At 39.8% G+C, this 19,365-nt stretch carries 19 protein-coding genes; 1 reads left to right on the top strand and 18 read right to left on the bottom strand.

The genetic code is table 11. The features are described 5' to 3' along the window. Positions 1-2: 2 nt before the first annotated feature. The gene (mazG, locus tag DQ356_RS08880) at positions 3-767 is read left to right on the top strand and encodes a nucleoside triphosphate pyrophosphohydrolase (RefSeq protein WP_114304135.1); all 765 of its coding nucleotides are present in this window, start codon (positions 3-5) and stop codon (positions 765-767) included. 119 nt (positions 768-886) lie between these two features. Here mazG and DQ356_RS11270 read toward each other — a convergent pair whose 3' ends face one another. The 18 genes from DQ356_RS11270 to DQ356_RS08790 form a co-directional block, all read right to left on the bottom strand. Next, complete coding sequence (locus tag DQ356_RS11270; protein ID WP_185123778.1) at positions 887-1,738, bottom strand: hypothetical protein; 852 nt, start codon at positions 1,736-1,738, stop codon at positions 887-889. Between the two features lie 110 nt (positions 1,739-1,848). Further along, complete coding sequence (locus DQ356_RS08870; RefSeq protein ID WP_228420700.1) at positions 1,849-3,009, bottom strand: ABC transporter permease; 1,161 nt, start codon at positions 3,007-3,009, stop codon at positions 1,849-1,851. Positions 3,010-3,025: 16 nt separating this feature from the next. Then, complete coding sequence (locus DQ356_RS08865) at positions 3,026-4,126, bottom strand: ABC transporter permease (RefSeq protein WP_114304134.1); 1,101 nt, start codon at positions 4,124-4,126, stop codon at positions 3,026-3,028. Positions 4,127-4,155: 29 nt separating this feature from the next. Next, positions 4,156-4,908 (bottom strand): ABC transporter ATP-binding protein, encoded by a 753-nt coding sequence (locus DQ356_RS08860; RefSeq protein WP_114304133.1) that lies wholly within the window; start codon positions 4,906-4,908, stop codon positions 4,156-4,158. A 47-nt stretch (positions 4,909-4,955) separates the two neighbouring features. After that, positions 4,956-5,876: an ABC transporter ATP-binding protein gene (locus tag DQ356_RS08855; RefSeq protein ID WP_114304132.1), complete on the bottom strand. Its 921-nt coding sequence runs from the start codon at positions 5,874-5,876 to the stop codon at positions 4,956-4,958. Positions 5,877-5,910: 34 nt separating this feature from the next. Next, positions 5,911-6,882, bottom strand: coding sequence for an HlyD family secretion protein (locus tag DQ356_RS08850; RefSeq protein WP_114304270.1), 972 nt, complete (start codon positions 6,880-6,882; stop codon positions 5,911-5,913). 43 nt (positions 6,883-6,925) lie between these two features. Continuing rightward, positions 6,926-8,173, bottom strand: a complete 1,248-nt coding sequence (locus tag DQ356_RS08845; protein WP_166413087.1) for a TolC family protein — start codon at positions 8,171-8,173, stop codon at positions 6,926-6,928. A 43-nt stretch (positions 8,174-8,216) separates the two neighbouring features. Further along, positions 8,217-8,813, bottom strand: coding sequence for a TetR/AcrR family transcriptional regulator (locus DQ356_RS08840; protein WP_114304130.1), 597 nt, complete (start codon positions 8,811-8,813; stop codon positions 8,217-8,219). A gap of 179 nt (positions 8,814-8,992) precedes the next feature. Continuing rightward, the gene (locus tag DQ356_RS08835; RefSeq protein WP_114304129.1) at positions 8,993-10,372 is read right to left on the bottom strand and encodes an NADH-quinone oxidoreductase subunit N; all 1,380 of its coding nucleotides are present in this window, start codon (positions 10,370-10,372) and stop codon (positions 8,993-8,995) included. A 10-nt stretch (positions 10,373-10,382) separates the two neighbouring features. Beyond that, complete coding sequence (locus DQ356_RS08830; RefSeq protein ID WP_114304128.1) at positions 10,383-11,876, bottom strand: complex I subunit 4 family protein; 1,494 nt, start codon at positions 11,874-11,876, stop codon at positions 10,383-10,385. A gap of 2 nt (positions 11,877-11,878) precedes the next feature. Beyond that, on the bottom strand, positions 11,879-13,792 hold the full coding sequence (gene nuoL, locus DQ356_RS08825; protein WP_114304269.1) for an NADH-quinone oxidoreductase subunit L: 1,914 nt from the start codon (positions 13,790-13,792) through the stop codon (positions 11,879-11,881). 4 nt (positions 13,793-13,796) lie between these two features. After that, positions 13,797-14,126 carry an NADH-quinone oxidoreductase subunit NuoK gene (gene nuoK / locus DQ356_RS08820; RefSeq protein ID WP_114304268.1) on the bottom strand — a complete coding sequence of 110 codons (330 nt, stop codon included), beginning with the start codon at positions 14,124-14,126 and terminating at the stop codon, positions 13,797-13,799. A 4-nt stretch (positions 14,127-14,130) separates the two neighbouring features. Next, positions 14,131-14,628 (bottom strand): NADH-quinone oxidoreductase subunit J family protein, encoded by a 498-nt coding sequence (locus DQ356_RS08815; protein ID WP_114304127.1) that lies wholly within the window; start codon positions 14,626-14,628, stop codon positions 14,131-14,133. Beyond that, complete coding sequence (locus DQ356_RS08810) at positions 14,628-15,176, bottom strand: NuoI/complex I 23 kDa subunit family protein (RefSeq protein WP_114304126.1); 549 nt, start codon at positions 15,174-15,176, stop codon at positions 14,628-14,630. Before DQ356_RS08810 ends, DQ356_RS08815 begins: the two co-directional genes overlap by 1 nt. 54 nt (positions 15,177-15,230) lie before the next feature. Next, positions 15,231-16,292, bottom strand: a complete 1,062-nt coding sequence (nuoH, locus tag DQ356_RS08805; protein ID WP_114304125.1) for an NADH-quinone oxidoreductase subunit NuoH — start codon at positions 16,290-16,292, stop codon at positions 15,231-15,233. A gap of 79 nt (positions 16,293-16,371) precedes the next feature. Continuing rightward, on the bottom strand, positions 16,372-17,388 hold the full coding sequence (locus tag DQ356_RS08800; RefSeq protein WP_114304124.1) for a 2Fe-2S iron-sulfur cluster-binding protein: 1,017 nt from the start codon (positions 17,386-17,388) through the stop codon (positions 16,372-16,374). A gap of 32 nt (positions 17,389-17,420) precedes the next feature. After that, positions 17,421-18,776, bottom strand: coding sequence for an NADH-quinone oxidoreductase subunit NuoF (gene nuoF / locus DQ356_RS08795; RefSeq protein WP_114304123.1), 1,356 nt, complete (start codon positions 18,774-18,776; stop codon positions 17,421-17,423). A 12-nt stretch (positions 18,777-18,788) separates the two neighbouring features. Continuing rightward, entirely contained in the window at positions 18,789-19,298 is a 510-nt protein-coding gene (locus DQ356_RS08790) for an NADH-quinone oxidoreductase subunit NuoE family protein (RefSeq protein WP_114304122.1), read from the bottom strand. Positions 19,299-19,365 lie beyond the last annotated feature (67 nt).

Raw genomic sequence — 19,365 nt, 5'->3', positions numbered from 1 at the left:
AAATGAACAGCAAACAGGAGAAATTAGAAGCTTTCGGACGACTGTTGGACATCATGGATGACCTGCGCGAACAATGTCCCTGGGATCGTAAACAGACTTTGCAAACCCTGAGACATTTAACACTGGAGGAAGTGTACGAACTTTCAGATGCCTTGCTGGAGGAGGATTTGCAGGAAATTAAAAAAGAACTGGGCGATGTGTTGCTGCATTTGGTTTTTTATGCCAAAATCGGATCAGAGAAAAATGCTTTTGATATGGCTGATGTCATCAATTCATTAAACGAAAAATTGATTTTCCGCCATCCGCATATTTATGGCGATGTGAAAGTTCAGGATGAAGAAGAGGTAAAGCAGAATTGGGAAAAACTGAAGTTGAAAGAAGGTAATTCTTCAGTATTATCGGGCGTTTCAAAAGGAACTCCAAGTATGGTGAAAGCGTTCAGAATTCAGGAAAAGGTGAAAGGAGTCGGCTTCGAGTTTCACGATGCGGAAGATGCCTGGAAAAAAGTAGACGAAGAACTCGCAGAATTTCATGCGGAAACCGATTTGGAAAAGAAAGAGCAGGAACTGGGCGATGTTTTTTTCTCGTTGATTAATTACGCCAGAATTTCAGGAATTAATCCGGATTCTGCTTTGGAGAAAACCAATAATAAATTTATTTCTCGTTTTCAGAGAATGGAAAAACTGGCCCGGAAGAAAAACCTGAGTCTTTCGGATATGAATCTGGAGGAAATGGATTTGCTTTGGGAAGAAGCAAAAAAAATATAATCGTCTATCAATTCATACTTTACATCACGAATTATAATTTAAAAAACTGAATTTTTGTTTAAAAAAAACCTCCAGTAAAATACTGAAGGTTTGGTAATTAAAATATGGAATTGAAAAGTTTAATCAAAATACTGATGATACGTTTCCATAGAATGTTCTAACGCATCTGTCACTTTATCAGCTTCTTCCTTGGTCGTTGCTTTCGCCAAAAGATCGATATTTCTCATGTGATCCGTCAGCCAAACGTGCAGTACATCGTGTGATTTACCTGTCATGGTACAGCTTTTAATCAGCTTTTCGTTCGCTGAATTCAGATTGGCAGCCAACACTTTGTAATCATCTTTATTATCGTCGTAAGCATCCAAAAGTCTTTCTTGTTCCTGAATAAAAGGCAACATTTCGGTATTCGTTTTCCATTTATTTCCGTTGTCCAGAACCAGTCCAACGCTGGTGTCAGCGTGATCTGCATGATCGTCATGGTTTTCTGTGGCAGCATTTTCAGTTTGCGCTGTATGTTCAGAATGGTCTACCGCGTCAGTTTGTTTTTTGTCGCAGGAAGTGAGCATGGCAATACCAATGATTGCCGGAATCATGAATTTTTTCATTTTAAAGATTTTTTTATGGGTTAATAGAAATATTAAAGTCAGTACTGTTCTGAAGATCATAGCTTTGACGGTTTTATGTTCATAAACACCTTCGTTTTGTATATGAATAATTAATCCGCTAAAGGCCATCATAAGAACTGTGAAAGCGATCATTAATGGTATTTTTTGCCAGGACTTTTTGTTGAGAATGGCATAGACAGCCAAAAGATAAAGGAAGCCGCAAATGAAGTTTGCCCAAACGATGAACGGTACATAATTGCCTTCCATTTCGCGGATACCGAAAAGATCAAAAATAACTGAACCGCCCATGAACACAGAAGCGATGCCTAAAAGCGAAAGTACGCTGATGTAAAGTGTTTTAATCATATTTTGATAGTTTGTAAGTTATTAAATATCTCATGTTTTTCAAAATTAAATCATATGATATTGGTTTGTTATCTTTTGATTGGATAAAAAATGTTGTTAGTAATCTCTTTTTAATTTATTTTTCTGTACCGCAAAACGGCCCAGGTAATCATGATAAAACCCATGAAAGAAATAACTGAGAAATGAAGTGCGACATCTCTGAAGCCACTATTTTTAAGCATAATCAGTCGAACAGCATCTACTCCGTAAGTTACCGGATTGGCATAAGCGATGATTTTGGCCCATTCGTTCATACTTTCAATCGGGGTGAAAAGGCCGCTCATAAGAATGAAAATCATCATGAAGAAAAACACTACAAACATCGATTGTTGTTGCGTTTCGCTATACACGGAAACCAGCAGTCCCATTCCTAAAAGCGTGATGAGATACACTCCAATAAAGGTGTAGAGCAGGAGGATGCTGCCCTGCATTTCGATATTGTAAATAAAAACCGTTACCGCTAATCCGAGGGTGAAAGCAAGCATGGCCAAAATCCAGAACGGAATAAGTTTTCCCAAGATGAAATCCCTTTTTTTGATGGGTGAAACGTTGATTTGCTCGATGGTGCCGATTTCCTTTTCTTCCACAATATTCAATGCTGTGAGATAGCCACCAATGAGGGTAACAAGAAAGGCTAAAATTCCCGGAACCAGCGACAAACGGTAGTTATATTGCTCGTTAAACCTTAATTTAGGAACGATTTCGAGTCCGGAGGTTTTCTTTGCTGTTTCGGTTTGCGGCATCATTTTCACCTGAATTTGCTGATTGAAATCCTGTAAAATCTGTGCAAGATAGCTTCCTGAAAGGCCGGCTTTTGTGCCGTTGATCGCATTAATAGCCACCAGGACTTTTTCTTTATTTTCTAGCACCAGATTTTTCTCAAAATTGTTTGGAATTTCAAGGATGAGATCGGCTTTTTCACTTTCGATGGCGCTGTATGCTGTCTTATAATTTTCGCCATATTCTAAAATTTTAAAATACCCTGAAGCGGTTACTTTACGAATCAGTTCTCTCGAATAAGTGGATTTATCATGATCGACCACAGCAATTTTTACATCCTTGATTTCATAACTCGCAGCCAGCGGAAGTACGAGCAGCTGCATCACGGGCATCACGAAAATAATTGCCAAGATCGCCCGGTTCCTGAAAATTTGCAGGAATTCTTTACGGATTAATATAGAAAGTGTTCTGAACATTTTTTTGATTTGATACCAAGTGAGAAGCATTTTCATTCTTCCAGTTTCCAGTTTATTCGAGTCTTATCTTAAATTTCTTCACAGCCAATACGAAAAGAATGATCATGGATACTGTGAGGACTAAAATATGTTTCCAAATGACTTCGATTCCTGTACCTTTAATCATGATGTTTTTTACAATTTCATAATACCATTTTGCCGGAATAATGTTGGCCACGGCTTGCAGCAGAACTGGCATATTTTCGATAGGGAACATAAATCCACTCAGCATCACCGTTGGCAACATGGTTCCAACCAGGGAAATAAGCATCGCATTTTGCTGCGTATTGGTCATTATGGAGATTAATACCCCGATGAGCAGATTGGTAATAATAAAAATAATGCTTACGAAAAAGAGTAGTAACAAACTTCCATTTATTGGCAAATCGAGCAGCGTAACACTCAGCAGGATGATGGAAATCAAAATTATCATTGAAAGAATGAAATACGGAATCGTTTTGGCTAAAATGATTATTGAAGGCTTCATGGGCGAAACCAGCAATACTTCCATGGTTCCGGTTTCCTTTTCGCGTACAATGGCAATGGCAGTCATCAAAACACAGATGATGAGCAGAATCAAAGCCATAACGCCGGGAACAAAATTGGGTGCACCTTTCAGTTGCGGATTATAAAGCATTCGGATTTCAGGAATTGCACCGGAAAGCTGTTGTACATGGTTTTCTACATAAAAGTCGTTTACAATATTGTTCATAAAATTAATGATCTGGTTGGCCATATTGATGTCGGTACCATCTGTAATCAATTGCAGCTGGGCTTTTTTCCCATGAATAAAATTCTCAGAAAAATTGTGGGGAATCACCACAATCATATTGATTTGCCCGGCTTTGAAAGCGTCTTCTGCTTCGTGGATAGCGTTCAGGTTTTTATCCACTTCAAAATATTGATTGGAATTTATTTTTGAAACCAGTTCCAATGAATTCTGAGATTTTTCGTAATCCAGAATTCCGATTTTTGTATTCTTGACTTCGGTGCTGAGGGCAAATCCGAACAGAAGCACTTGCACGATTGGCATTCCGAAGAGAATGAGCAGCGTTCGCCTGTCGCGCAAAACGTGATAAAATTCTTTCCGAACGAAGGTGAATAACTGTTTCATTTTATTTCTATAGATTTCAAATGTGTTTCCTATTCACTTCTTTTTGCACCTCGTGCCAACTGATAAAATACATCATCCATGGTATCGGTTTCAAACTTTTTTTTCAAATTCGCAGGCGTGTCGAGAGTGGCAATTTTTCCATCAACCATAATGGAAACACGGTCGCAGTATTCCGCTTCGTCCATATAATGCGTAGTGACGAAAATGGTAATTCCACGGTCTGCGGCTTCATAAATCATGTTCCAAAACTGTCGTCTGGTGACAGGGTCAACGCCGCCAGTCGGTTCATCCAGAAAAACAATTTCCGGATGGTGAAAAATGGCTACGGAGAAGGCTAACTTTTGTTTCCAGCCCAAAGGAAGTTCCGAAACGAGTTTGTTTTTTTCGTTTTCCAGACCGAGTTTTTGGATGAGTTCCAGACTTTTTACTTTCAGTTCTTTTCTTTTAATTCCGTAAATTCCACCGAAGAATTCCAGGTTTTCTTTCACGGTAAGGTTTTCGTAAAGTGAAAATTTCTGACTCATATATCCGATGCTTTTTTTGATATTTTCAGTTTCCTTATATACATCAAAACCCGCTACAGTTGCACTTCCCGAAGTGGGTACAGAAAGCCCGCAAAATATTCGCATCGCAGTTGTTTTTCCCGCTCCGTTAGCTCCTAGAAATCCGAATATTTCCCCCTTTTTTACTTCGAAACTGATATGGTCAACAGCGGTGAAATCCCCAAAAACTTTGGTGATGTTTTCGGCTTTTATGGCGATATGTTCTTCCCCGAAATTCATTTTATTTTAAACGTAAAGTTTATTTGGTGTTTTCACTTTTCAGATTTTTAATTATCAAAAAGCAAACGTATAAAACTGTCTTCAATACTTGCTTTTACTGCTTTTATTTCAATGTGTTCAAATCCTTTTCTCAGTAAGAAAAGTTCCAGTTTTTTTATGTCAAAATCCTGATCTGCTGTCAGGTGAACAAATTCTCCGTAAGCATACATATTTTTCTTTTTCTCAAAACTTTCCAAAGCGCGCAACACCTCAGAAGTACGTCCGGCTTTTATCTCAAAAAGCAAGTCAGGGAAGGAGTTGCTGATATTTTCCGGCGTTTCGATCTGCAGAATTTTTCCATTCTGAATCAATGCAATCCGGTCACACAGCGAAGCTTCGTCCATATAAGGCGTGGCAACCACCGTGGTAATCCCTTGTTTTTTCAGGCGTTTCAGCATTTCCCAGAATTCTTTTCTGGAAACGGGATCCACACCCGTAGTTGGTTCGTCCAGAAAAAGAACTTTCGGTTTGTGAATCAATGCGCAACTAAGAGCCAGTTTTTGCTTCATTCCGCCCGAAAGTTGGCTGGCTTTCCGGTTTTTGAATGGTTCAATCTGTATGTAAATGTCCTTGATCAAATCGTAGTTTTCCTCAATAGTAGTATTGAAAATACTCGCAAAAAATTCCAGATTTTCTTCTACAGTAAGGTCTGGATACAGCGAAAATTTCCCTGGCATGTATCCCAATATTTTTCTTATTTCCTTAAAGTCTTTCCGCATATCCCAACTTTCGATGATAGCAGAACCGCTGTCTGGAAGGATTACCGTGGTCAGCATTCTGAAAATGGAGGTTTTACCGGCACCATCGGGACCAATGAGCCCGAAAATTTCTCCGGAATTCACTTCAAAACTTACATCATCGACTGCAATAATTTTTTCTTTTTTCTTGCCGTAGGTTTTAGTGAGATGATGAACTTTGATGCTTTTCATTTTTATGTTTCGGTATTCAGACTTTTATTTTCAATTAAAATTTAACATCTCCGTACATTCCTATTTTCAAATACCCATCATTTTTTACTTGGATTTTTGTGGCGTAAACGAGGTTTGCTCTTTCATTTTTAGTCTGAATGGTTTTCGGGGTGAATTCAGCTTTAGAACTGATCCAGTATACAGTTCCCGGAAGTCCTTTGGTTTTTCCGTCTTTTGAGTCAATCAAAACCGTCACTTTCTGTCCAATTTTTACTTTAGACAGTTGATCGCCTGTGATAAAAGTTTTTAATGTCATTTCTTCCATATTGGCCATTTTGAAAATGGGTTTTCCGACGGTAGCAAATTCGCCAGCATTGGAATATTTCGTTAAAACCGTACCTGAAATCGGGCTTTCTATGCTGTTGTTTTGTAATTGCTCGTCGATTTGCTCCACTCTTTTTTCGGTTGGTTTTATCTCACTTAAAACTGCTTGGTTCTGAATGGAAACATTTTCCTTTGCCGCATTTATTTGTTGGCTCAAGGTAGCAAGTTGCGTTTGCGCGGCGGTAATTTGTTTTTGAATAACTTCAACCTGTCCGTTGGCATCATCCAGCTGTTTTCGGGTTGCCGCATCGGCCTTTACAAGTTTTGCCGTTCTGTTTCTTTCGCGAACTGTATTTTCTAATTGCTCCTGCAAAACTGAAATATTGGCTCGCTGCGAATTAATTTGTGCCTGCAACACCTGAATCTGAGGCGTTGCGGAATTGGTTTTCTGTTCAATGGCGCGGAGACTTGCCTGGATTTGTTCTTTCTGAAGTTCTACATTTTTAGGATCGATGATGCCAACTTTCTGATCTTTTGTAAGTTCCATTCCTTCCTCCACATTCAGTTGCAGAATGGTTCCGTTGGCTTTGGCGGTTACCATCACCTCGTTGGCTTCAAAAGTCCCTGATGCATCATACTCTGTTTCTGACGTTGTACAAGCGACTATTGTCATCATAAGCAGCGGAAAAATATATTTTTTCATAATGGTCATTTTCGGTTTTAAATTTTTTTGTGATTTCCAGTTCTCAATTATTCAATTGTGCTTTCAGATTGTGCTGTGTAAGCAGATATTGGATTTCGTGGAGGATTTTCTGGGTTCTCGCGCGGTCGAGTTCGTTCACCTCCCGAAGGTAATCGTTGGTAGTAATGACACCGTTTTCAAGCTGTGCCAAGGATGCTTTTTTGATACTTTCGCGGAGGACAATCAGTTCGCTGTCTTTGTCGATTAATTGCTGGATTTTTTCAAGTTCGTTGTTGCTTTGTAAGGTTTGAAACTGTTGGTTGAAAAGAAAATTTTCTTTTTGAATGTCTACTTCATTTTGCTGAAGCTGAATCAAAGCGAGATCATTTTTCTTAGTGTAAAATCCTGAAACCGGAATATTGAGACGAACGCCGCCGATGTAAAACATATCAAATTCATTTTTTAACATATTGAAACCCGGTTTCCCGTATCCGCCCTGAACAAATGCGCCCAACTTCGGCATATTTCTGGAATTGATAACAGATTTTTGCGTTTCTAATGCTTGTTTTTGGAGATCAAAAAGTTTCAATTCCGGACGATTGTTCACGTTTTCAACTAAAATCCTTTCCGGTTTCTGAAGTTTGGTCTGCTCATCCAGATTTCTGTTGATAAATACCGACAACATTTCCAGAAAACTTTTTTTGATATTTTGAAGTTCGATCTGCTTCTGTTGCAGTTGGATGAGCTGGGCTTTCAGAACATCAACATTACTTCGCAGAATGACCCCGTTTTTCAGCTGGTTTTCTGCATTTTCTAACGCATTCTGAATATCGAATATGGTGAGTTCGTTTTGTCCGATCTGTTCATCGGTTTGTAAGGCTCCGAAAAAAATCTGATTGATGCGTTCCTCCAGTTTATGGGTTTCCACCTCGGTTTTCTGCATTTCAATTTCAGAATTAATTTGAGCGATTTTCTTCTGGTTTGAAATCATTCCACCATCGTAAATTGTTTGTTGAACGTCAGCAAAAACCTTGTATTGATCTTTGGTTAAAGGTTCTATGGCCATATTGGGAAGCGAAAAAGGAAGTTGCGTTACCTCATTTTGATAGGTTGCCTGTCCTACGATATTGATTTGCGGAAGCCAGCCTTTAGACGCGTTTTCAAGATTATATTGTTTGGTTTTAGCAATTAAATCGTGACGATTAATAAGAGGATAATTCTGTTTAGCCAATGAATATACTTCATCTATAGTCAGCGTTTGGGAACTTGCTGAGAAAAATGTGAGAAGCAACAAATAGTTTAAATTTCTCATTTTAGAAGTTGATTTAGCGTTATCTTGAACGAAAAAAGTGCAATTAATTGTCGAGCATAGCTTTGATCCAAACCGGAACCAGTGTTCTGCGTTCGTTGATGAAGATTTTGAATTCATCTTCGTTCATGACGTTAAATCCGTTCAAAACAGGCCTTGCGACAAAAGGAAAAACTGTCATACTCAGATAATTCAAAAAGAAGTGAAACGGATTGATACTCGGATTTCTCTCCTGAATCTGACGGATGATAAGAGTATCTTTCACGACTCTGTCAATCGGCAAATAGGAAGTGATGTCCGAATTTTTCTTTTGGATCTCGCTGATGATAAATAAGGGAAGATTCGGGTTTTTGGAAAGAATGTCAAAATATTTTTCGGTTGCCAATGCTATTTTTTCATCCAGCGAAGTTTTCTGATTGGTAACAATAGGAATGATTTGCCCGAAAAGTAAAACCACTTTTACCTTCATCACTTGTTCAAAAAGTTTTTCTTTGCTTCGGAAATAATAGTTGAGTAGTGCAAGGTTGATTCCCGCTTCATCGGCGATATCCCTGGTTCGTGTTCCGGCAAATCCTTTTTCTGTAAAGACTTTTGATGCTGCAATCAGGATTTTGTCTTCGGTTGAAATTTCTTGATTCTCCATTTCATTTCTAATTTAATAAAGCAAAAGTAATATTAATTTTTTGATTTAAACAAAATAATTAATCATTTGATTAATATAGAATGAGTCTAAAGAAACGGTTTGTCATTTACTCAAAAAAATTAAAAACGAAAAACCCTTCCTGAGAACTGAAAGGGTTGTTTATTTTTATGAAAATCGTTTTAGGTTGCAAATTGCATTGCGAACAAATCCGGATAAACTCCCAATACGATAATCGCAACAATGATGAATACTGCCAGAATATTGTATGTGAGGGTTACTTTTTCTGAAGTTTTGAAACTGCTTTCTTTGTGAAAAAACATAGCAATGATGAGTCTCAAATAATACGCAATGGAAATAGCAGAACCCAAAATAGCCACTAATACAAGAAACAAAGCACCGTTCATCGCTTGTGCAAAGAGCGCGAACTTCCCGATAAAACCTGCCGTCAAAGGAATACCTGCCATCGACAACATTGAAATTGCACCTACAACAGCCAGCAACGGCTCCGAATATGCCAAACCTTTGAAAGCACTGAAAGAAGTTTCTCTTTTGAGTTTTTCTACCCAAATCAGAGTCATCATTACTCCCACAGTTGCCAATGCATAGGCAAAAAGATAATAAGCCAGATGATAGGTAGAAAGATTATTAAGTCCATAAAAAATAAGTCCGACGTATCCGGCGTGTGAAACTGAAGAATAAGCCAGCATTCTTTTGGCATTTCCTTGGGCAAGACCCATCGTATTTGCGATGAAAAGAGTTATGATGATCAATACGCCTAAAATATTGAACCACTCATCATAGACTCCGATAAATCCGATGGTCATTAATCTGAAGAAGGCGTAAAACCCTGAAATTTTTACGACACTCATCATAAAAGCAGTGATAAGCGACGGCGAGCCCTGATACACATCGGGAGCCCACATGTGAAACGGTGCTAAAGCCACTTTGAAAGCCATGGCTCCAATCATCATGATCATTCCCATAATCAACATAAAATTATCAGGAAATTCCACCGCAAAAGAATGAATTTCGTAAAGATCAAAGCTTCCGGTGCTTCCGTAGATTAACGTAATCCCGAAAAGAAGAAAACCTGTAGCGAAACATCCAATCAGAAAATACTTAAGAGAGGCTTCATTGGAGCGGAGATCGGTTTTCTGCGCACCCGCCATTACATATAAAGGTATGGACAGAATTTCAATTCCCAAAAATAATGTTACAAGATTTTGATACCCGAACAAAACGATTCCACCACATAAAGCAAACAGCATCAGTGCGTACAATTCGGATTGATGGCTTCTGTGATTACTGAAAGCAAATCCTCCCAAGAAAAAGAGAAGCAGTGTCGTAACGATAGATATTTTTGTGAACAATGCCGCATTAGAGCCGAATTCAAACATTTCGCGATACTGACTGAAAAATTCGGCTTCCGGAAGATAACTTACATACAAAGCAGCCAGCAAACCTGCGATCCCAATATACCGGGCATATTTTCCCTGATTAAATACACCGGAAAATAACGAAGCTACCGCAGTGAGGAATATAATAATTAAAACACTCATTTTTTTTATATTAACTTACCATTGATTGGTAGATAAACTTTAACGAACCACTGACCAGATCTATAACCGGCTGAGGGAAAACCCCAAAAAAGATCACCACGAATGCGATACTCAGCATTACCGTAAATTCCGGACCACTCAGATCTTTTGCAGAAGCGAGAACTTCTTCTTCCCCTGTTGTAAACATTGAATATCCATAAGCTCTGAAAAGATAAGCAGCAGCAAGAATAATGGTAATTCCTGCAATAATCGCAGCCAGTATATTGAAATCAAAAATTGATTTTAAAAGGATAAATTCTCCGATAAATCCATTAGTTAATGGCAATCCTACAGAACCCAAAAGTACGACCATGAAAAGCACAGCAAATTTTGGTGCAACACGCGCCAAACCTCCCATTTGACGAATATCTCTTGTTTTGAATCTTTTATAAAGAATATCGGCACAGAAGAAAAGCCCTACAATATTAAATCCGTGCGCAAAAGCCTGAACCAAAGCGCCTTCGCCACCTTCAATGGTGAAAGTTCCGTTCATCACCAGCATTGCCGTGGCGAAGATTCCGGCTACCATCAAACCTACGTGTGAAAACGAAGAATAGGTAAAAATTCTTTTAATATCATTTTGAATCAAAGCGATTAATGCACCATGAAGAATTCCAATAATGGCCAACATGATAACAATAGAACCGGAAATTCCTGCAATCGCATCCGGAGCTACAGGCAGCAGATACCGGAAAATTCCATATATCGCCATCTTTAGCATAATACCGGAAAGGATCATCGTAGCCTGCGTTGGAGAATAGGTATACGTGTCCGGTTGCCAAGTATGAAACGGAAATACAGGCAACTTCACTGCAAATGCAAAGAAAATAAACCAGAAAACTACCGTCTGTTGATTAATGTTCAGTTCGGCATTATACATATCGGTAACCCCGAAAGAAGGTGCGTACAGATACACATAAATGAAAGCACCCAACATGAACAGAGATCCTACGAAAGTATAAACAAAAAACTTGGTTGTGAACTGGATGCGTTTGTTTTCCTGTCCCCAAAGTCCGGCAATCAGCCAGATTGGAATCAATGTAACTTCCCAAAAAACGTAAAAAAGTAGTCCGTCTAATGCGGTGAATACCCCAACAAGCCCAAACTGCATCAGCAAAATAAGTGCGTAGAAGGAATTTCTGTAATTTACATTTTCATTAAAAGAAGAATAAATAATGAGCGGCATCAGGATATTGGTAAGCAGCAGCAACAACATGCTCATCCCGTCAACACCGAAATGCAGTGTACTTTTTATAAACTGTGACCACGGATAATTGATCTCATGCTGCAGAACACTGTCCACAGTCAGTTTACTGTCAAATCCGTTGAGAATTAAAAAAGTAACCAGCATTTGCAAAAGTGCGATGACCAGAGCAACATATTTACCGGTTTTGCCCTTCCAGGCAAACAGCAATCCCGAACCTACAAGAGGTATAAGTAATAATGCTAATAAATGATACGACATTATTATTGTAATATAAAGTTAACAATCAATATGAATCCGATCGCTAAAGTCATGATCAGAACATAATTTTCCACATTTCCGTTTTGAATTTTCTTCATGGATTTCCCACTTTCTTCAGCCCCGTCCCCAATAAAATGCACCACACGGTCCAGCACATTATTATCAAACATTTTACCTGCCCGGCCAAAACCTTCCACAGTTCGTACAATGATGGCGTGATAGAGTTCATCAATATAAAGTTTCTTTGCAGAAAGCCTTTCCCAACCGGTATAAGCATTCTCGTCCACAGGAAGTTTTCCTTTGTTAACATATCTGTTTTTAATAAACATCCAGACCGCAAAGAACATCAAAACAGTAATTCCTATCAGAAAATATTCGGTGGTGATGGAAATTCCTTTCAGATTGGCTTCCATCTGGCTTTTCGCACTTTCTGTAAGAATGGGCGACAGCCAATGTTGCAAACGGGAATAATCTCCGTGAGCAATAATATGAGGAAGATTAATTAATCCTCCAACCACAGACAAAACTGCGAGTATTGCCAAAGGAACTGTCATGTTCAAAGGGCTTTCGTGTATATGTTTTGCCTGCGCTTCAGATCCCCGGAAAGATCCGTGAAAAGTGAGGTAATACATCCTGAACATATACGCCGCCGTCAATGCAGCTATCAAGAATAAAATCACCCAAAATATCGGATTTTTCGCCCATGCAGCCACAAGAATTTCATCTTTGGAAATCATTCCCGAGAATAAAGGCATTCCGGCAATGGCAAAGGTTCCGATGAGAAAAGTGATATGAGTTATTTTTATTTTGTCTTTCAGTCCGCCCATGAAACGCATATCCTGCTCGCCGCCCATCGCATGAATTACAGAACCTGATCCTAGGAACAATAACGCTTTGAAAAACGCATGCGTCATCAGATGAAACATGGCTGCGGTATAAGCACCTGCGCCCAGAGCTACTACCATAAAACCAAGCTGCGAAACGGTAGAATAAGCTAATACTTTTTTAATATCATTTTGTCTTAATGCAAAAAACGCGGCTATCAGTGCGGTCAGAAGTCCGGTAAATAGGATTCCGTCCATTACAGTAGGTGCCAGAACATAAAGGAAGTTGGATCGAACAACCAAATAAATTCCGGCTGTTACCATCGTTGCAGCGTGTATCAATGCGGATACAGGAGTAGGGCCGGCCATCGCATCAGGAAGCCAGGTGAACAGGGGAATCTGCGCAGATTTCCCTACTGCGCCAATAAATAAAGAAGCACAAATAAAAATAATGATGGTACCGTTCAGTTCAAATTTTGAAGCATTTTGCGCCACAGAAAGAAAATCCAAGGCATTGGTATGAAAGGCGATCATGAAAATTCCCATCAGAAGCCCTAAATCTCCAATACGGTTCATGATAAATGCTTTTCTCGCCGCTTTTCCGTATTCTGCATTTTTATACCAAAATCCTATCAGAAGGTAAGAACACAGCCCGACACCTTCCCAACCGATAAAAAGGATCACATAGTTGCTTCCCATCACCAGCAGCAGCATCATGAAAATAAAAAGATTCAGGTAGGCAAAAAAACGGTGGAAACCACTGTCATTGTGCATATATCCTATAGAATAAAGGTGAATCAGGGAGCCAATCCCGGTAATGATCATCACCATCATCAATGAAAGCTGATCGATCTGAAAACTGAAATTCACCTGAACACCGTTGATCCGAAACCATTCAAAAGCACGGACAATAACAGGTTGAGAGTCTTTATCAAAATTCAGGAAAATATAACCGGCAATACAGAAGGAAATAAAAACCACCAACGTAGCGATACCACCAACCACATTTTTGGGAAGTTGTTTTCCGAAAAGCCCGTTAATTATAAATCCGGCTAACGGCAACAATAGAATAGCAAAAATTAAATTCTCCATCATCTTATCCTCTTAATTTGTTAAAAATTCCAACATCCACTGATCGCGTATTCCGGTAGAGCATCGCAATGATGGCCAGCCCAACAGCTACTTCGGCCGCCGCTACTACCATGATGAAAAACACCAGAATTTGTCCGTGTCCATCGCCATTGTAGCTTGAAAATGCTGCCAAAAGAAGGTTTACAGAATTTAGCATCAGTTCTACACAACCCAGAATAATGATGGCATTTTTCCTTAAAAGAACGCCCAAAACACCCAGACAGAATAATACTGTCGACAGAATTATAAAATAATTCAGCGGGACACTTTGTATAAATGTATTTACTTCTCCCATAATTTTATAAATCTCTTTTACCAATTAATACCGCTCCCACAATACCTGCAAGAATAAGAATAGAAGCCAGTTCGAAAGGCAGTACATATTCGTTGAATAGAAGCCGGCCTAAATTTTTTGTTAACCCCACAGAATGATCAATACCTTCTTCCGCAAAAATATCCTGTTGCAAACCACGATAGGCACCGAGAATTCCAATAAATAAAATACCCGCACTGAAAACTCCGATGAATTTCAGAGTGTTTTGTTTCTTACTTTCGTCCGCTTTATTCAGATTCAACATCATCAATAAATAGAGGAAAAGAACCATGATAGCTCCCGCATACACGATGATCTGTACAATTCCCAGAAATTGCGCATTCAAAAGAATATACATGGCCGCGATGGAAAACATGGTAACAATCAGGGCGAGAATAGAGTAAATCGGGCTTCGGGCAAATACGAAATAAGTAGCACTTGCGATGGCTATAAATGCGATCAGGAAAAATAAAATCTGTTCCATTATTTAACTGCCTTTTTTTGTAATTCACTTTGGCGATCGGTGATATCAATACGATTGTTGACATCTTCTACCAGCTTGTCTTTTCCGTAAATGAAAGAACCGCGGTTGGTTTCCACATCTACTAGTCTGTCTGTCAGATAAATGGCGGATTTCGGGCAGGCTTCTTCACACATGCCGCAGAAAATGCAGCGAAGCATATTAATTTCGTAAACCGAAGCGTATTTTTCTTCTCTGTAAAGATGTTTTTCGTCCTTAGTTCTTTCAGCAGAAATCATGGTTATGGCTTCTGCAGGGCATGCAACCGCGCACAATCCGCATGAGGTACAGCGTTCTCTGCCTTCCTCGTCTCTTTTCAGAACGTGGAGTCCGCGCCATACTTTAGCCCGGGGTTTTTCAACTTCCGGATACGAAAACACTTTTCCTTTTGGTCCTTCAAGCGCATGTCTTAAAGTGATGGCCATACCTTTCAGAATTTCCGGAAGGTAAAGCTTTTCCATAAAGGTCATTTCTTTATTAGAGACAACTTTTGACCTGTTTGTAAGTTTCATTGACTATATTTTTTGCTTTGTGCCATAGCACGCTGCTTTCAACAATTAAATTTTTTAGGCTCCGAATAATAAAATCACGGCACCGGTAACCACAAGGTTCAGTAATGCCAATGGAATTAAGGTTTTCCAACCCAAATGCATCAGTTGGTCATATCGGAATCTCGGGATCGTCCATCTGATCCACATGAAAATTAAAATACCAATGATCGTTTTTCCTAACATGGCAAAAATACTGAGTACACTGGCAATATTTTCTCCCCAATTATCTGTTACCCAGCCAATTCCCGGATAATTAAAACCACCGAAGAATAAGACCACAATTAAAGCATTGGAAATGAACATATTCACATATTCCCCGAACATATACATTCCGAAATTCATGGAAGAATATTCTGTCATATAACCGTTGACGAGTTCCGATTCACATTCCGGCAAATCAAAAGGATGACGGTTGGTTTCTGCCATCGCAGCAACAAAAAAGATGATGAATGCCAAGGGTTGATAAAGAATGTTCCAATTGAAACCATCCACTTCAAAAAGTCCCCAAAGTTTTCCACTTCCCTGATCAGCAACAATAGTGTTCAGGTTCAGGCTGCTGCTCATCATAATGATGGAGAGCAGGGAAAGTCCCATCGCCAATTCGTATGAAATCATTTGCGAAGACGCACGAATAGCACCAATTAATGAATATTTATTATTGGAAGCCCAGCCTCCAATCATCATTCCGTAAACTCCTATCGAAACCATTCCAATCAGGAAAAGCACGCCCACATCAATATTAGCCACTTGCAAACTGAAAGAATCGCCACCAATGTTTATTGATTGTCCCCACGGAATAACAGCACCTGTAATAAGTGCGATAAACATAGTGATGGAAGGTCCCAGTATAAACAGAAATCGATCTGCACCCGTAGGGATAAATCCTTCTTTGAAAAATAATTTCCCACCGTCGGCTAAAGGTTGCAGAAGCCCAAAAGGCCCGGCTCTGTTGGGCCCGATTCTGTCCTGTAAAGCCGCTGCAACTTTTCTTTCACCCCAAGTAGAGTAGGCTGCAATACCCAGCGATACCGCAAAAAGCGTAACAACCAATATGATTTTAAAAGTAATTAAATCCATAAAATTTTTATTTGAAATTCGAAAATTGATGATGGAGATGCACTCTTATTTAAATTTTCAAATTGCCACATTTTCCAAATTATTTTTGTTCTTCCGCTTGATGTTCGTCTTTATTGCTGAGTTGTTTCGCAAATGGATTGTCCAATAGAACAGGTTCATCCACTGGTTTTTGATAGTGGTTCAGTGAAATTACCGAATGCCTGTCGATATGTCTTGGTCCTTCGATATTCCAGAACTTGGTATCTTTTTTATCCCAACGGCAAGAGTTGCAGATCCATTCTTCAGATTCTGCGTATTGGTCTTGCCTTGTGGTTACGCGAATAACCTCATCTCCTTTCATCCAAAGAACCACTTTTCCTGAACATTTATCGCATTCGCAGCTGGCGTTCATAGGTTTTGTAAACCAAACGCGGCTGGCAAATCTTGAAGTTCTATCGGTTAATGCGCCTACAGGGCAAACATCGATCACGTTTCCGATGAAATCATTGTCCAGGGCTTTATTTAGATACGTTGAAATCTCTGCCTGTTCACCTCTGAAAAGAATTCCGTGTTCCCGTTCTTCAGTCAGTTGATTCGCCAGAAGAACGCATCTTGCACACAGGATACATCTGTTCATGTGAAGTTTGATGTAAGGACCAATATCTTCCGGTTCGAAAGTTCTCCTTTCAAATTCGGTTCTTGTACGTTCAAGGCCGTGTTCATACCCTAAATCTTGAAGATGGCATTCTCCTGCCTGGTCGCAGACAGGACAATCCAAAGGGTGGTTGATGAGAAGGAATTCCGTCACGGCGTGTCTTGCTTCCTGGGTTTTTTCGGAATTCAGGTTTTTCACTTCCATTCCGTCCATTACTCCGGTTCTGCAACTGGCGACCAGTTTTGGCATTGGCCTTGGATCCGCTTCCGAACCTTTGGATACTTCTACCAGACAGGTTCTGCATCGTCCGCCACTGGTTTCCAGCGGCTTATAATAGCACATTGCAGGCGGTACAGATTTTCCTCCGATTTGTCTTGCAGCTTCCAGAATGGTAGTTCCTGGTGCAACTTCGGTTTCCTGACCGTCGATGGTGATTTTAAATTTTTTAACTTCTTCGCTCATATTTCAATCAAGCAAATGCTTTCTGTATTTAATTAATTGGCTGCCGGAGCAGGAATTGGATCAGCGTAATTGGCCAAACCGTAATTTTGTGTTTGGGAGAGTTCCGGATTTTTCACGTGCCATTCAAATTCATCTCTGAAATGTCTGATAGCTGCTGCTACGGGCCACGCTGCGGCATCACCCAGAGGACAGATGGTGTTTCCTTCAATTTTTCTTTGTATGTCCCAAAGCAAATCAATATCTTCCAAGGTTCCTTCTCCTTTTTCTATTTTTTTCAGAATTCTATACATCCATGGTGTTCCTTCGCGGCACGGTGTACACTGGCCGCAACTTTCGTGGGCATAAAATCTTGCTAAAGTCATGGTGTGTTCCACAATGCACTGGTCTTCATCCAGCACTTCAAAACCGCCGGATCCCATCATGGTTCCTGTAGCAAAACCGCCATCTGCCAAGGATTCGTAGTTCATGTATCTGGGTTCGCCGTTGATGGTTTTCAACAATAAATTGGCGGGAAGGATAGGAACGGAAGAACCCCCCGGAATGCAGGCTTTCAGTCTTTTACCATTAGGAATTCCGCCGCAGTATTCGTCTGAATAAATGAATTCTTCTACAGTAATGGTCATGTCTATTTCATAAACGCCGGGTTTATTGATATTTCCACAAGCTGAAATAAGTTTGGTTCCTGTAGATTTTCCTACTCCGATTTTAGCATACTCTTCGCCGGTAATATTGATAATAGGAACTACTGCCGCAATTGATTCGACATTGTTCACTACGGTAGGCCGTTCCCAAAGTCCTTTTACTGCGGGAAAAGGTGGTTTCAGCCTTGGGTTTCCTCTTTTTCCTTCCAAAGATTCCAGAAGGGCAGTTTCCTCGCCACAAATGTAAGCTCCGGCACCGCGCTGCACATAAATCTCACAGTCGAAGCCGGTTCCCAGAATGTTTTTACCTAAGAATCCTTCTTTTCTGGCTTCTTCTATTGCTTCTTCCAGAATGTCGGTAATCCATGTATATTCACCGCGGATATAGATATAGGAAGTGTTAGAACCCAAGCAAAAGGATGAAATCAACATCCCTTCAATCAAAAGATGGGGGATAAATTCCATTAAATAACGATCCTTGAAAGTTCCAGGTTCTGATTCATCGGCATTCACAACAAGGTGTCTGGGTACGCCTTCGGGTTTCGCAAGGAAACTCCATTTCAAACCGGTGGGGAAACCTGCTCCGCCACGACCGCGAAGGCCTGAAATTTTCACCTCTTCCAGAATTTCTTCGGCAGTCATTTTCAACGCTTTTTCCAGAGCTTCGTAACCGCCTCGCTTTCTGTACACCTCGAAATGACGGATTCCCTCTACGTTAGCGTCTTTAAGTAAAAGTTTTTTACTCATTTTATTATTCAGTTAATCCAAAGCAAAAGTACCCTGTCTACAGAGATTCAGGATTTCATCTACTTTTTCAATCGTTAAATTTTCTTGATAAAACTTGCCCAGCTGCATCATTGGTGCATAACCGCAGGCTCCGAGACATTCCGCAGGTTTCAGCGTAAAAAGGCCGTCGGCAGTTGTTTCTCCGTCTTTGATGTTAAGTTGAGTACGGATATGATTCAGGATTTTTTCGCTCCCTCTTGTAAGACAAGGGCCGGTTCGGCATACTTGCAGAACATATTTTCCGACTGGCTTCATATTGAACATCGTGTAGAAAGTAGCTACTTCATACACTTCAATGGGCTTAATATTCAAAATTACAGCAACGTAATCCATGACAGGAACATCCAGCCAGCCTCCAAATTCATCTTGTGCTATATGCAGAATCGGAATAAGGGCAGATTTTTGTTTTCCTTCCGGATATCTTGCGATAATTTTATTGACCTGTTCTAAAGTTTCAGGTTTGAAAGCAATCGTTTCGCTCATCTTTATTTAGATTAAAAAACAAAGAACAAAAGAGAATATACTCTACAGTTTTTGTCCAATTTTTTTC

This window comes from Chryseobacterium lacus, assembly GCF_003336205.1.
In the GTDB taxonomy this organism is placed as follows: Bacteria; Bacteroidota; Bacteroidia; order Flavobacteriales; family Weeksellaceae; genus Chryseobacterium_A; species Chryseobacterium_A lacus.
The sequence above is the reverse complement of the archived record's forward strand: the minus strand, read 5'-3'. Positions and strand labels throughout refer to the sequence as shown.

Excerpts from the sequence above, each read along its gene's own strand:
- DQ356_RS08835 (WP_114304129.1), bottom strand. The coding sequence starts at position 10,372 with ATGAGTGTTTTAATTATTATATTCCTCACTGCGGTAGCTTCGTTATTT.
- DQ356_RS08830 (WP_114304128.1), bottom strand. The coding sequence starts at position 11,876 with ATGTCGTATCATTTATTAGCATTATTACTTATACCTCTTGTAGGTTCG.
- DQ356_RS08840 (WP_114304130.1), bottom strand. The coding sequence starts at position 8,813 with ATGGAGAATCAAGAAATTTCAACCGAAGACAAAATCCTGATTGCAGCA.
- nuoL (WP_114304269.1), bottom strand. The coding sequence starts at position 13,792 with ATGGAGAATTTAATTTTTGCTATTCTATTGTTGCCGTTAGCCGGATTT.
- DQ356_RS08800 (WP_114304124.1), bottom strand. The coding sequence starts at position 17,388 with ATGAGCGAAGAAGTTAAAAAATTTAAAATCACCATCGACGGTCAGGAA.
- DQ356_RS08850 (WP_114304270.1), bottom strand. The coding sequence starts at position 6,882 with ATGAAAAAATATATTTTTCCGCTGCTTATGATGACAATAGTCGCTTGT.
- mazG (WP_114304135.1), top strand. The coding sequence starts at position 3 with ATGAACAGCAAACAGGAGAAATTAGAAGCTTTCGGACGACTGTTGGAC.
- nuoK (WP_114304268.1), bottom strand. The coding sequence starts at position 14,126 with ATGGGAGAAGTAAATACATTTATACAAAGTGTCCCGCTGAATTATTTT.
- DQ356_RS08845 (WP_166413087.1), bottom strand. The coding sequence starts at position 8,173 with ATGAGAAATTTAAACTATTTGTTGCTTCTCACATTTTTCTCAGCAAGT.
- DQ356_RS08815 (WP_114304127.1), bottom strand. The coding sequence starts at position 14,628 with ATGGAACAGATTTTATTTTTCCTGATCGCATTTATAGCCATCGCAAGT.
- DQ356_RS08810 (WP_114304126.1), bottom strand. The coding sequence starts at position 15,176 with ATGAAACTTACAAACAGGTCAAAAGTTGTCTCTAATAAAGAAATGACC.
- DQ356_RS08865 (WP_114304134.1), bottom strand. The coding sequence starts at position 4,126 with ATGAAACAGTTATTCACCTTCGTTCGGAAAGAATTTTATCACGTTTTG.
- DQ356_RS11270 (WP_185123778.1), bottom strand. The coding sequence starts at position 1,738 with ATGATTAAAACACTTTACATCAGCGTACTTTCGCTTTTAGGCATCGCT.
- DQ356_RS08855 (WP_114304132.1), bottom strand. The coding sequence starts at position 5,876 with ATGAAAAGCATCAAAGTTCATCATCTCACTAAAACCTACGGCAAGAAA.
- DQ356_RS08870 (WP_228420700.1), bottom strand. The coding sequence starts at position 3,009 with ATGAAAATGCTTCTCACTTGGTATCAAATCAAAAAAATGTTCAGAACA.
- DQ356_RS08790 (WP_114304122.1), bottom strand. The coding sequence starts at position 19,298 with ATGAGCGAAACGATTGCTTTCAAACCTGAAACTTTAGAACAGGTCAAT.
- DQ356_RS08860 (WP_114304133.1), bottom strand. The coding sequence starts at position 4,908 with ATGAATTTCGGGGAAGAACATATCGCCATAAAAGCCGAAAACATCACC.
- nuoF (WP_114304123.1), bottom strand. The coding sequence starts at position 18,776 with ATGAGTAAAAAACTTTTACTTAAAGACGCTAACGTAGAGGGAATCCGT.
- nuoH (WP_114304125.1), bottom strand. The coding sequence starts at position 16,292 with ATGGATTTAATTACTTTTAAAATCATATTGGTTGTTACGCTTTTTGCG.